The sequence below is a fragment of the Bradyrhizobium sp. AZCC 1610 genome (assembly GCF_036924515.1).
In the GTDB taxonomy this organism is placed as follows: Bacteria; Pseudomonadota; Alphaproteobacteria; order Rhizobiales; family Xanthobacteraceae; genus Bradyrhizobium.
Genome location: NZ_JAZHRR010000001.1, coordinates 5,765,958 through 5,778,468 on the forward strand (window position 1 = coordinate 5,765,958; position 12,511 = coordinate 5,778,468).

At 61.7% G+C, this 12,511-nt stretch carries 13 protein-coding genes, 1 tRNA gene and 3 pseudogenes; 4 read left to right on the forward strand and 13 right to left on the reverse strand.

The features are described from left to right. Nucleotides 1-67: 67 nt before the first annotated feature. From V1279_RS28315 to V1279_RS28340, 6 genes and pseudogenes are all read right to left on the reverse strand, one after another. Nucleotides 68-195, reverse strand: a pseudogene (locus tag V1279_RS28315) (IS630 family transposase); the annotation flags it as partial. 10 nt (nt 196-205) lie between these two features. Beyond that, entirely contained in the window at nt 206-1,054 is an 849-nt protein-coding gene (locus tag V1279_RS28320; RefSeq protein WP_334442707.1) for an ABC transporter permease, read from the reverse strand. Beyond that, a complete protein-coding gene (locus tag V1279_RS28325) occupies nt 1,051-1,905 on the reverse strand; it encodes an ABC transporter ATP-binding protein (RefSeq protein ID WP_442894828.1) in 855 nt (284 codons plus the stop codon). Before V1279_RS28325 ends, V1279_RS28320 begins: the two co-directional genes overlap by 4 nt. After that, nucleotides 1,902-2,948: an ABC transporter substrate-binding protein gene (locus tag V1279_RS28330; protein WP_334442709.1), complete on the reverse strand. Its 1,047-nt coding sequence runs from the start codon at nt 2,946-2,948 to the stop codon at nt 1,902-1,904. The genes V1279_RS28325 and V1279_RS28330 overlap by 4 nt, the downstream gene beginning before the upstream one ends. 49 nt (nt 2,949-2,997) lie before the next feature. After that, nucleotides 2,998-4,215: a CaiB/BaiF CoA transferase family protein gene (locus tag V1279_RS28335; protein ID WP_334446605.1), complete on the reverse strand. Its 1,218-nt coding sequence runs from the start codon at nt 4,213-4,215 to the stop codon at nt 2,998-3,000. A 2-nt stretch (nt 4,216-4,217) separates the two neighbouring features. Next, on the reverse strand, nt 4,218-5,156 hold the full coding sequence (locus V1279_RS28340; RefSeq protein ID WP_334442711.1) for a hydroxymethylglutaryl-CoA lyase: 939 nt from the start codon (nt 5,154-5,156) through the stop codon (nt 4,218-4,220). Between the two features lie 210 nt (nt 5,157-5,366). On the opposite strand from V1279_RS28340, the gene V1279_RS28345 reads away from it, so the two are divergent. Next, nucleotides 5,367-6,173, forward strand: coding sequence for a GntR family transcriptional regulator (locus V1279_RS28345; RefSeq protein WP_334442713.1), 807 nt, complete (start codon nt 5,367-5,369; stop codon nt 6,171-6,173). 310 nt (nt 6,174-6,483) lie between these two features. Here the strand turns inward: V1279_RS28345 and V1279_RS28350 are convergent. From V1279_RS28350 to V1279_RS28360, 4 genes and pseudogenes are all read right to left on the reverse strand, one after another. Further along, nucleotides 6,484-6,618, reverse strand: a pseudogene (locus tag V1279_RS28350) (SDR family NAD(P)-dependent oxidoreductase); the annotation flags it as partial. A gap of 5 nt (nt 6,619-6,623) precedes the next feature. Next, a pseudogene (locus V1279_RS38005) lies at nt 6,624-6,701 on the reverse strand (SDR family NAD(P)-dependent oxidoreductase); the annotation flags it as partial. Between the two features lie 79 nt (nt 6,702-6,780). Beyond that, entirely contained in the window at nt 6,781-7,077 is a 297-nt protein-coding gene (locus V1279_RS28355; RefSeq protein ID WP_212423377.1) for a YciI family protein, read from the reverse strand. A gap of 60 nt (nt 7,078-7,137) precedes the next feature. Further along, on the reverse strand, nt 7,138-7,971 hold the full coding sequence (locus V1279_RS28360) for an oxidoreductase (RefSeq protein WP_334442717.1): 834 nt from the start codon (nt 7,969-7,971) through the stop codon (nt 7,138-7,140). Between the two features lie 169 nt (nt 7,972-8,140). On the opposite strand from V1279_RS28360, the gene V1279_RS28365 reads away from it, so the two are divergent. Further along, complete coding sequence (locus V1279_RS28365; RefSeq protein ID WP_334442719.1) at nt 8,141-8,734, forward strand: TetR/AcrR family transcriptional regulator; 594 nt, start codon at nt 8,141-8,143, stop codon at nt 8,732-8,734. 389 nt (nt 8,735-9,123) lie between these two features. Here V1279_RS28365 and V1279_RS38010 read toward each other — a convergent pair whose 3' ends face one another. The 3 genes from V1279_RS38010 to V1279_RS28375 form a co-directional block, all read right to left on the reverse strand. After that, entirely contained in the window at nt 9,124-9,306 is a 183-nt protein-coding gene (locus tag V1279_RS38010; RefSeq protein WP_442894829.1) for a helix-turn-helix domain-containing protein, read from the reverse strand. A 391-nt stretch (nt 9,307-9,697) separates the two neighbouring features. Further along, nucleotides 9,698-9,772, reverse strand: a tRNA-Glu gene (locus tag V1279_RS28370). A 132-nt stretch (nt 9,773-9,904) separates the two neighbouring features. Next, entirely contained in the window at nt 9,905-10,243 is a 339-nt protein-coding gene (locus V1279_RS28375) for a hypothetical protein (protein ID WP_334442720.1), read from the reverse strand. On the opposite strand from V1279_RS28375, the gene V1279_RS28380 reads away from it, so the two are divergent. Both V1279_RS28380 and rpoH read left to right on the forward strand, forming a co-directional pair. Further along, a complete protein-coding gene (locus V1279_RS28380) occupies nt 10,125-11,285 on the forward strand; it encodes an RluA family pseudouridine synthase (RefSeq protein WP_442894920.1) in 1,161 nt (386 codons plus the stop codon). The two genes, V1279_RS28375 and V1279_RS28380, sit on opposite strands and share 119 nt — an antisense overlap. A 215-nt stretch (nt 11,286-11,500) precedes the next feature. Beyond that, nucleotides 11,501-12,400 (forward strand): RNA polymerase sigma factor RpoH, encoded by a 900-nt coding sequence (gene rpoH, locus V1279_RS28385; protein ID WP_334442724.1) that lies wholly within the window; start codon nt 11,501-11,503, stop codon nt 12,398-12,400. Nucleotides 12,401-12,511: the final 111 nt, after the last annotated feature.

A 12,511-nucleotide genomic window follows, 5' to 3' on the forward strand; every position in this document is an offset into this window, starting at 1 on the left:
CTGGGGGCCGTGCGGCTTGGGCGAAACGAGGCGCTACCCTGCGGCTTGTGAAGAAGCGCCGCTGAGTCCCCTGCAGGATCGAGAACCATACTTCGACCAGGTTGAATCAGGACGGGCTTTCGGTGTGAAATGAAATTTCACATTGGAGTGGGCCTTGAGCCGCTCTTTGTTTCTCTTGTGGGTGTTGAGCGTATTGCGTTCCACCTCATGCCTGAGTTTCAAATTGCTGCTGCCATCGCAGCAAGTAAGACTGAAGCAAACGTACGATGTAGGCGAGCACCATGCCGACTACCATCATCACGAAGATGGCAACCATCATCTCACTCGCGTTGGCGCGGGCCTCCGCTTCAATGATGAGTTTTCCAAGCCCGCGTTCCGCGCCGATGAACTCGCCAACGATGACCCCTATGAGCGCAAAGGAGACCGCCGGCATCAACGAAGCGAATACCCAGGCGAGCGCCGAGGGCACGACCACCGTCCTCAGGATCGCCCATTCGCTGGCGCCGAGCAGACGGGCAGCGGCGATCTGATCACGGTCGACCGCCCGAGTGCCCTCGAAGGTATTGAAGAACACCACGAAGAACACAACGATCCAGGCTGTCGCAATTTTCGACATGTCGCCGAGTCCGAACATCAGGATGATCAGAGGCACTACGGCGATGCGAGGAATCGAGTTCAGCGCAACGATATAGGGCCCGAAAATCCGAGCCAGGAGATCGGACCGACCGAGAATCAGCCCCGCTGCGATGCCCGAAGCCGAACCGAACAGGAACCCCCACCAGGTGTTCTTCAGCGTCACCAGCGTGGCGAACCAGAGATTGTTCGGATCGGCGCCAACGCAGGCCATAAAACTTTCACCCGGGCGCAGGCATCCGAGTTTGAGAAAACTGGCCCAGATCGCCGACGGTTTTGCGATGAAATAGGGATCGAGGATCTTTGGCACCCAGGCCCTCGGCAGCAGCGCCTTGCTCCAGTCAAAGCCCCATTGCCAGACGACGAGCAGCAAGGCCAGGATTGCGAGCTGCCAGAACAGGATGAGGACACGGCGATTCATGCGGCGTCCGCCTTGGTCCGGCGGAATTCCTCGCCGAGCGAATGCCAGATGCGCGAATAGAGCCTGCCGAACTCTTCGGTCTCGCGCAAGGCCACCGGATCGCGCGGGCGCGGGAAAGGGACATCGAAATCGTCCTTCAGCCGGCCGGGGCGCGCCGAGAGCAGGATGATCCGGCTTGCCAGGGTTAGCGCTTCGCCGAGATCATGGGTGACGAACAGCACGGTCTGGCGCTCGCGCTCCCATATCTCCAGCAGGGTCGCGTGCATCTCCAGCTTGGTGTGGGTGTCGAGCGCGCCGAACGGTTCATCCATCAGCAGGATTTCCGGCTCCATGATCAGCGTGCGCATCAACGCCACGCGCTGGCGCATGCCGCCGGAGAGCGTCCGCGGAAAATTGTCTCCGAAGCCGGTGAGGCCGGCGGTGTCGATCGCCCTGGCGACGCGCGCCTTGCGCTGCGCCTTGGGGAGCCCTGCGATTTCAAGGCCGTAGCCGATATTGGCCTCGACCGTTCGCCACGGGAAAACAGTGTCGCGCTGGAAGACATAGCCGACCTTGCGGTTGATCTTGCCGGCCTCGATGTCATCCTGATCGATCAGGATGCGTCCGCTGGAGCGCGGCAACAGCCCCGCCACCATGTTAAGGATGGTGCTCTTGCCGCAGCCGGACGGGCCGAGCAGCGCCACGAACTCGCCTTCACGCACTTTGAAGGAGACATTATCGACTGCGGTGAACTCTCTGCCCGGCGCGCCGAACACCTTGGTGAGCCCGTCGACCGCGATGCGGACGGGACCTGCCCCGCCAGGCGTGTCCTGCGGCGCCGACAACACTGGGGCGGAGGTCACGTCGGTCACTTGTATTTCGCCTGAGCCGCGTCGAGAAAGCTCATGTCGACGATATCCTGATATTTCGTCTCGGGGATATCCGTGCCCTTGCGATACCAGGGCTTTGCGCCGCGATCATAGGACGCCTGATCGATCCGGCCGTCATAGACCCAGGTCGATTTGTCGAAGCCGAGCTCGGCCTTCACCGCGACCGGGTCGATGCCCGCGAAATATTTGTCCGCGACCAGAGCATGGACCTCGTCCAGCGGTGTCGTTTTCACCCAGCGCATCGCGCGGTAGATGGCGTTGACGACACCCTGCACGGTCGCCTTGTCCTGATCGATGGTGTCCTGCAGCGCGTAGATGACGAGCACGGGCAAGGTGCCGCCGAAATCCTTCTCGAAGACACCCGGCTCAGCGGTGTTGTAGATGGCCTTGCCGAAACCTCTCGTCTCGGTCTCGACGATCCAGCTCGGGGCCGCCATGATGGCGTCGAACTGCCTGGTCTCGAGCGAAGGAAACATGGTGGCCGACCCGCCGCCGGCCACCCAGTTCACCTTGTCGGCGAGCCCGCGCGCCTCGAAGACATAGGTGCCGTATACCCAAGTGCCGGATCCGATCGCCGTTGCCGCGACAATGGGCTTGGCGCCGTCCGGCCGCTTATAGGCGGCGAGTTTTTCGATTGAAGTAATGCCGGCATCGTACAGATCCTTGCGCACCACAACACTGGCATAGGACGCGACCGCTTCGGTCGCGAGCAATATCTTGCACGGCTTGCCGCGCGCGGTGAGCTGCAGCGGATGGCTGGCATCGCCATGCGCGAACATCACCTGTCCGGCCGCGAGCGTCTGACGGCCGAACGTGCCGGCGTTGCCGGTCAACAGCTTCAGTGTGACGCCCTCTTCCCTGAAGTAACCTTTCAAGTCCGCGACCATACTGATGGCGTAGATTGGGCTGACCGGCCCGAACGCGAGAGTGGCCAGCCTGGCTTCGGCGTGCGAGATTCGAGGCAGAAGGGGCGTTGCGGCCAAAGCTGCCCCCGTCATGATGGCATGGCGGCGTGTAACGAGCATGCATTCCTCCTGATAGTTTATTTTTTAGCGGACCTGGGTACCCGGAATTTCATCCCGTCGTCATTGCGATGGCGCCTGACCGCGCCAGCTTTGCAATGTCGATCGAGGAGAAGCCGAGCTCATTCAGTACATCCTGGGAGTGCTGACCGATCTGCGGCGGATCACTCCGATTCTGCAGCCGCTGGCCATCCATAGATATGGGCAACAATGGTGTTCTGGCGCTACGACCATCCGGAAGGCGAATGTCGGCGAGTCCGCCCGAAGCGTTCAGATGCTGATCGGCGAAGAGATCGCCAGGCGTGTTCACAGGTGCGTAAGGCAGACCCAGCTTCTCAAGCACAGCGGACAGTTCGGCCTTAGCCCATTGCTTGAAGATGCTTGCGATCTCCGGAATGAGCCAGCCGCGGCAGTCAACGCGATCTTGTCCCGAGGCGAAGCGCGGATCACTCAGCCAAATCTCCCGGTCGAACGCGCGGCAAAAGGCCTGCCATTGCTCCTCGCCCACGATGGTGACGAAGAGCTTCGAGCCATCCTTGGTGTCGAACAGGTCGTAAACCGGCCACGGACTGTCCTTGACGGAATAGGGGACCGACGGCTGGCCTGTGACGGTTTCGTACATCATCGCTTGCGCCATCAGGAACACATTGTTCTCGTAAAGTGCGCTCTGGATGTAGCGGCCGCGGCCGGTACGTTGCCTTTCGGCGAGCGCTGCCTGAATGGCGATCACGCCGAACATGCCGCCCATGATGTCGTTGACCGATGCGCCGGCGCGCATCGGCCGATCAGGCAAACCGGTCATGTAGGCGAGGCCGCCCATCATCTGCACTACCTCGTCGAGGGCGAGGCGATTCTCATAGGGACCCGGCAGGTAACCCTTCAGCGAGCAATAGATGACATGCGGCGCGAAGCTCGCGACCGAGTCGTAGTCGAGCCCGGTACGCTTGAGCAGACCCGGCCGGAAGTTTTCTATCATCACGTCGCTTTTTTCGATCAGGCGGCGTGCGACCGCCTGGCCGTCCGTTGAGCTGGTGTCGATCGCCACGCTGCGCTTATTGCGGCAATAGGTCGCGAAGAAGCCCGCCGCCGGTCCTTTGAAGTAACGGGTGCGATCGCCCTTGGGCGGCTCCACCTTCACGACGTCGGCGCCGAGGTCGGCGAGGATGAGCCCGCAGGTGGGACCCATCACCATCTGGCTGAACTCCACGACGCGCAGACCCGCGAGCGGGCGCAGATCATTGGTACGCCCGGTTGCGCACTGGTCCGCCATGCTCACGCGGCCCTCCGCAACGCCTTCGGAATTCCTGCCTCGTGCAGATGGCCTGTCAGATGCCTGGCCGGAATGTGCGCGCTGAGAATGGCGCGCGTCGCCATCAGCCGGTCGAGGTTGATTCCGGTCGAGAGGCCCATTTCTTCCAGCATGAAGACCAGATCCTCGGTCACGATATTGCCACGCGCTCCAGGCGCGAAAGGGCACCCGCCGAGACCGGACACCGCCGCATCGAAGCGGTGGATGCCGGCTTCAAGTCCGGCAACGACATTGGCGAGCCCCATGCCGAGGGTGTCATGCAGGTGCAGCCGCAAGCTCATTGCCACGCCGAGGTCGCTACGCACGCCCTGAACAATCTGCTTGATCAGGGGCGGCGTGGCATATCCGACGGTGTCGGCCAACCCGATCTCGTCGGCACCCGCCTCGGCATAGGCCGCAGCCAATCGGCGGACCGCGCCCTCTCCGATGCGCCCCTCCAGTGAGCAGCCGAAGGCCGTCGAAATACCGCCGACGAGGTGCGGGCGATTGCCGACCGGCCTGGCGTCGATCGCGGCACGCACGGCGCGGAATCCTTCCAGCTGCTCGCCGATGGTGCGACGAACATTGGCCTGGTTGTGAGTCTCGCTCGCCGAGATAACGAAATAGATGGCGTCGACGCCGGCGGCAATGGCGCGCTCGGCGCCTTTGAAATTAGGCACCAACGCGCCGATGGTGGCGGCTTCCTTGCGCGCGAGCGCATGCGCCATGACGATTTCGACATCGGCAAATTGCGGAACCACCTTCGGCGGCACGAAGGAGCCCGCGTCGATCTCGCGCACCCCCGCCGCGACGATGGCGTCGATCAGCGCGCATTTCGCCTCGGTGGGAAGGAAGATATCGAGGTTCTGCAGGCCGTCACGCGGACCAGCCTCGCAAATATGGACGTCCGGCGCGTTCGCCATCGCTTCGACCCTCCCAGAGGGAATTGTTATTTCTTGCAACAAAGAACAATCTATGAAACGCTCTGTCAAGTCCAAACATCACGGTGTGTGCTCGTGCCGACGCTCGACAATCCCAAAAATCGGTCCGTCAGGAATGGCGGTGCCCGGTCAACTTCAGGCCGTGCCGAGCTCACGGCACACCGCATTCTGGAAGTGGCACGGCGGGAGGGAATGCAGCCGGGCGACCGGCTGATCGAGCAGCGCCTGGCGGATGAACTCGATCTCTCGCGCGGGCCGATCAGGTTGGGCCTGCGAGCACTTGCGACCGCCGGGCTGGCGAAGAGCGAGCCCAATTGCGGCTTCGTCCTCGCCAAGGACACGCGCAGCGTGGCGGCAGAGTCGGCGCTTGCGACGTTCAGGCACGGCGACGAGGCGTATGCCGCGATCGCTGTGGATCGCCTCGGCAACCGCCTGCCGGCGAACGTCACCGAATCCGAACTGATGCGTCGCTACGGGCTGAGCCGGCCGGAACTGCAGCGCCTGCTCGACCGCACGGCCGCGGAAGGCTGGATGGAGCGAATGCCGGGCTACGGTTGGCGCTTCGCCGAAATGTTGTCGAGTCCGGAAGCCTATGAACAGAGCCTCGCTTTCCGCGCCGTTATCGAGCCAGCCGCGATAACGCAGCCGGGCTATCGCCTCTCCTCGGGCACCATCGAGCGGCTGCGTCAGCGCCACCTTCGGATTCTCGGAGGCGAATTCGAGCAAATGTCGCTCAGCGAGGTGTTCCAGTCAGGTTGCGAATTTCACGAAGAGATCATGCGCGGCACCGATAATTCGTTCTTCCTCGAAGCGCTCAAACGCGTGAACTCAATACGTCGCCTGTTCGCTTACGGTACATTTGCCGATAGACCGGGAGTACGGCGCCACATCAAAGATCATCTTCGCATGCTCGACCTGCTCGAAGCCGGACGCAACGCCGATGCCGCAAAGCTGATGATGCGTCACCTGCGACATTCGCCGCTCACGAGCGGTGGGTGAAAGAGTCAGGTTTGGTACTCTAATAATCCGATCTCAATTATTTCCCCACCATTTATCGAGGAATCCTGAGACCATCTCGATCTGCCCCAAGGTATTTAGCCCCATTCCAATGGAACCGATTCTTGCTTATGGCTTCCGAGCCGGAAGCCCGATGGGGCTCGTCGCTGTCCTCGAATAGCTGGGCAAACCCTATCGGCTGAGGGCTGCCGCACCGATCTCCCAATGCTCGACCGCTTTCAAGCGGCAATGGGCGATAGGGTTTCAGTGGCGACGGCGCCGACCGACATGGCAGAGACACTACAGGCCGAACGTCGGGCACCGGCGGAATTGTCACCAATTCCTTGCGATCGAAGCCGACCAGGGCCGCATCCACGATATCTTCAACCTCCATGACATTGGGCACCTTGCTGGCGTCGCCACCAGCTCGTTCGTAAATCTCGGTGCGTGGCCGTGGCCGCGTGCGGCCAAGCGGCGTGCGTAAACTGCGCCGATGCCGCTCGAGGCGCCGGTAACGAGTGCGGTCGTCATGGATGTTGTCCTAATTGAGTTTCGAGTATCGGGATGCTCTGCCGGGGATCGATGATGACAAATCGTCGGAGCGGCGCGGTCAGCCGCGCGCCTTCAGATGAAGCATCGGGTGATGCTCATAGTGACCGGCGCCGTTCTTCACGATGGGGTCTTCCGAGGTGATCGCCTTTATCTCTTGGTCATCGGCGATCTGATAGAGCGACACGCCATAACCGCCACTCGGGTCCATGACGGGGCCATGCGCGACGACCTGCCCCTTTTCGAGCAGGTCATCCAGGAACGCGCCGTGCTGCTTCATCCATGCTTTCTCATCGGCGGTCATGGTCGCGAGAAAATCAGCGCGCGGCGGAATGTACTTGCACAAATAGTACTTCATGGGTCGCTCCTCGGTGAAAGAGACATGTCTGCTTGCTTGGCGATCGCTCGAGTAGCGCGATCAATCGGCCACGCCCATCTGCTTGCGAAAACTCTTCTCGAAAGTCTTTTCAGGAACAAAGCGTCGCATCAGGCGGAGACGACCCGCCACCTTTCCGGGCGCGTACCGAATGCTCGGCTCTTTTTCGGTGGCAGCCTGCACCACCTTGTCCGCCACGGCTTCCACGGGATCGCCGGCCGCGATGCCGTTGCGCCAAGTCGCGTTCATGGCCGCGCGTCCCTTGTCGTAGACGCTCAGGATCCGGTCGGGCTTGGCGCCATTCTCTTCCAGCGCGGTGCGGGTGAAGACTGGCTCGACCAGTGAGACACGAATGCCGAATGTTCGCAGTTCGTGATCGAGCGATTCGGAATAGCCTTCGACGGCGTGCTTGGTGGCGTTGTAGAGCGCTGTATACGGTCCGGGCAGGAAGCCTGCCACCGAACTGATGTTGATGATCCGGCCCCGGCCCTGCTTGCGCATGATGGGCAGCACTTCAGTGGTGGTGCGAAGGATGCCGAAGACGTTGATGTCGAACAGGCTCCGGGCTTGATCGAGAGATGATTCCTCGGCGGCGCCGATCAAGCTACGGCCGGCATTGTTCACGAGCACGTCGATCCGGCCTGCAAGCCCGACGACATCCTTGATCAGTTGCTTGACCGACTGATCATCGGTGACATCGCAGCGGAGCATATGAATGCCCTGCCGCACCTCGTCGGGCGCGGCCTGACGACTAGTGCCGAACACCCGATATCCCGCGCGGATCAGGGCAATTCCGGCCGCAAGCCCGATGCCCCCGGAAGCGCCCGTGATCAGGGCGACCTTTTCGCCCGCTGTGCGTGATTGTGCCTGTGCCATCTCGAATTCCCTTGTTAGCGCCGCTAATGATTATGATCGTAATCATCGTCCATTTATGATTATGTATGTAATCATTGTCAAGGGCCTTCCGGACGCCGGGTCCGAGCCCCGTCGAAAGAGGTCACGCCGGCGTTGTGTGTCGGCCGCCGCCATCGGAAGGAAAGGGCTCGTGAAGGTCAGCAAGGAAACGGTCGAGCAGAATCGCGAGCGGGTGATCGCGACCGCCGCAAGGCTGTTCCGGGAACGTGGGATCGACGGTATCGGGCTTGTCGACTTGATGAGGGCTGCCGGGCTCACTCCCGGAGGCTTCTACCGGCAGTTCAAGTCAAAGGACGACCTCATCGTTCAAGCGGTCAAGCGGGCCTACAAGGATATGAGCGAGGATATCGCGGGCCGTATTGCAGCGAGCGATGATCCGCTGGAGACCCTCATGCGTCATTACGTGTCGCGCTACCACCGCGATGATCCGGGGCAGGGGTGCGGCCTTGCAGCAATGGCTGCCGACGCGGCACGTCACGACGATCCGGCGCTGCGGGAGTGCTTCGGCAGCATCGTCAGCAACTATATCGCGCTTCTAACCAAGCTCGTGCCAGGAAGCAGTGCAAAAGCGAAGCGGAGCGCGGCGATAACGGCGCTCGCCGAGATGATCGGATCGGTTGTCCTCTCCCGCGTGGTGCCAGATCCCGCACTATCCGATGAGATCATCGACACGGTCTCGAATGATCTGGTGAAACGCCATGCGAAATCTTCTCGAACTGCTTGATGAGCCGATCGGCGCCGCCTCCGACCCGCCGACGCACCTTCTCGAGCCATCCGTTGAAATTGCGCTCGCTTGGATAACCCCTTTCACTGGCGTCTCAATGATGGCAATTTAGGTCACCACGGTGCTACACCGTGGTGCTACACCGTCATTTTCCGGCGGTTCGAGAAATACCTGATATTGAAGGACTTTTTCGCTGCCGAAAGTCGGTGGCGGAGAGGGAGGGATTCTCATCCTCGATACCGGATGGTTACAGTATACTTCTCTCCGAGGCGATGAACTCTGCCGGTCGCCGCCGAGCCTATCCGCTCCCAAGCCCGCATGATCCTTTTCCCCCTGAGCGCGCCCCCGCACCGTGCTGCTGGGGGTTGCTCCCTTAAGTCGCATGTCCATTAGTTCGAAATGTTGGTGTCAAGGAGCGCCAGAAGTGAGCGCACCACTACTAGTCGCCGACGTCCGATCGTGGTCGTGACGATACGCCCAGTTCCTATCAACTCGTAAAGCTTCGTGCGTCCCAAGCCGGTCACTTCGCATGCATCTTCAATCGTGCAGGTGAGCCGCTGGGCGAATGGCATCGTGCTCGGTTCTGCGGCTTTCGGAGAGGATAGACTGACTTGTGACTGTCGTCCGCCAGTTTTCTCTCGTCGATTGTATCTCACGTGGCCCTCCTATTCGCACAAAGCTCGACACGACAAGAGTTGATTGTGCGACGAGCAACGTCAATGCGAACATCCGAGGGAGTTCGCGTACGACAGCGCACGTCAGCGGCGGTTTGAATATTCCCGGACACCAAGGGCGGCGAGCAAATTTTTCGAGAATGCGCCAGCCACAGTGAGGCATCGCGCCGAGGCTAGTCTGCTTATGTCGGCAGCAAAATTCCCCAAGCGTTCGCCGCTGTTCACTAGCGTCTTATTCAACCGTTATTCAACGAACGCGGCTGATGGCTACCTAAGTGCCTGAGTTTGCTGGCGCTCCCTAGGGGAATCGAACCCCTGTTTCAGCCTTGAGAGGGCCGCGTCCTAACCGCTAGACGAAGGGAGCGTTGGCCTCAGGGAATAGCCGCGAAATGTGCGGTGGGCAAGGCAAGTCTGAAGGCCCTCGCACGGTTGGGTAAATCTGTTGCCTGGCATCCTTGGGCCTGGCCCGGGGTATTTTGGGCCGATCGCGCAGGTCTCAGGGTTCGCTGACAAATTTGAGCTTTCCGGCAGGTTTCAGCGTTCTGGCGTCGAAGGTGCGGATTTCGGTCACCCCGCCGATATCCAGCGTCAGCACCAGCCGCTCGCCGGCGACCGCCGTCGAGACGATGCGGGCGCCCTTGGGCAGCGTCGCGATAATGTCCGTCGCGACTGCCGCGGGGCTTCCCTCGCCACGGTAAAGACGGTACCCGACGGCGATCAGAACCACGGCCACCGCCAAGGCCGAGGTCAGGCCCGCGATCAGCATCATCCGCCGCACCCGCGCGATCAGCGCGGCCTGGTCGGGGGTCGGTTCGGGCGCAACGGTATCGGTCATGCAAGGCTCTCAACAAGGCTCATCATTGGAACAAGACTCTTCTTCAAATAACGGTCAAAGGCTGGAGCTCATCGTGGGCGGCGACGAGGGGTCGCCCCGCCTGGACCGCGTGCTCGCGGTGCTCCGCCCGGAACTGTCGCGCTCGCGGCTGAAGGCGCTGATTCTGGCCGGTTTCGTTACCGCCAAAGGCGCCCCCATCCGCGACCCCGCTTATCATGTCGCTGCTGGAGATACGATCACAATCGACGTCCCCGAAGCCGTCTCGCCGGAGCCTAAGGGCGAGGATATCGCGCTCGATATCGTCTATGAGGACGACGACATCATCGTCATCGACAAGCCCAGGGGTCTCGTCGTGCATCCGGCCGCAGGCCATGAGAACGGCACGCTCGTCAATGCGCTGATTGCCCATTGCGGCGCGAGCCTTTCCGGCATCGGCGGCGTCCGCCGGCCGGGCATCGTGCACCGCCTCGACAAGGACACGACCGGGCTGATGGTGGTCGCCAAGAACGACCAGGCGCATCAATCGCTGACCGCGCAATTCGCCGATCACGGCCGCACCGGTCCGATGCAGCGCGGCTACATGGCCTTCGTCTGGGGGGTACCCAACCGCCAGCGTGGCACAGTCGATGCGCCGATCGACCGGCATCCGTTTGCCCGCGAAAAGATGGCGGTGCGCCAGAGCGGCCGCGAGGCGATCACCCATTGGGAATTGCAGGCGGCCTATCAGGGGCGCGACGGCAAGCCGGTTGCCTCGTTTCTCGCCTGCCAGCTCGAGACCGGGCGGACCCATCAGATCCGGGTGCACCTCGCCCATATCGGCCACCCGCTGCTGGGCGATGCCGTCTACGGCCCGCACTTCAAGACCAAGGCCGGGCAGCTCGGTACCCAAGGTAAGGAAGCGCTCACCGCGCTCGGCCGGCAGGCCCTGCACGCCTATCTGCTCGCCCTGGAACACCCCCGAACCGGAGAACTTTTGCACTGGGAGGCGGCTCTGCCGGAGGATCTGCTCCTCCTGCAACGGGCGCTGGAAGCGGCCCTATGACGCAGCCTCTTCAGGAAAGATAAGCTATACCAACAGGTTATAGCTGTCACACGGGGACGTGACGTCAGCATTCCTTCCCTATTTGTTCGTTTTCGGCTATGTTGCACCTGCGCTGAATATCCAGCGCGGAACATCGCAGCCTGGTCGGCTTTAACACAGCGATCATCTGCCGGGCCCGCCGCTATCGGGGGCCTGAACCACTGGAGGGCGCTCAAATGGCCCGTACAGCTACGTTGCCGGTTCTCAATGGAGAATCCGGCCTGTCTAGATACCTCGCCGAGATCCGCAAATTTCCAATGCTGGAACCCCAGCAGGAATACATGTTCGCCAAGCGTTGGCGCGAACATGACGATCGCGACGCGGCACATCACCTTGTCACCAGCCATCTCCGGCTCGTGGCCAAGATCGCCATGGGCTATCGCGGCTACGGCTTGCCGATTTCCGAGGTCGTCTCGGAAGGCAATGTCGGCCTGATGCAGGCGGTCAAGCGGTTCGAGCCCGAGAAGGGTTTTCGTCTCGCTACCTACGCCATGTGGTGGATCAAGGCGTCGATACAAGAGTACATTCTGCGTTCCTGGTCGCTCGTGAAAATGGGAACCACCGCGAACCAGAAGAAGCTGTTCTTCAACCTACGCAAGGCGAAGAGCAAGATCTCCGCCCTGGACGAGGGCGATCTCCGCCCCGACCAGGTGAAGCTGATTGCCAAGCGCCTCGGCGTGACGGATCAGGACGTGGTCGACATGAACCGCCGCCTCGGCGGCGACGCGTCGCTCAACGCACCGATCCGCGACGACGGTGAAGCCGGCGAATGGCAGGACTGGCTGGTCGATAACTCGCCCAACCAGGAAGCCGTCATGGCCGAGCACGAGGAGTTCGATCATCGCCGTCAGGCGCTGAACGGCGCCATCGGCGTGCTCAACCCGCGCGAACGCCGCATCTTCGAGGCGCGGCGCCTGGCGGAAGACCCGATGACGCTGGAAGACCTCGCCGCCGAATTCGGCGTGTCGCGCGAACGCGTGCGGCAGATCGAGGTCCGGGCTTTCGAAAAGGTGCAGTCGGCCGTCAAGAGCACGATTGCCCGGCAAGAAGCGGAAGCGCTCGAAGCCGCATACTGATTGCGCGATCGAGGTAACAGTTGACGAAAGCCGGCGGCGACGCCGGCTTTTTGTTTTTGGGGTGCCTTGACCAACTCGACGCAACGGAATTCGAGGCGGCGTCGGGCGTTT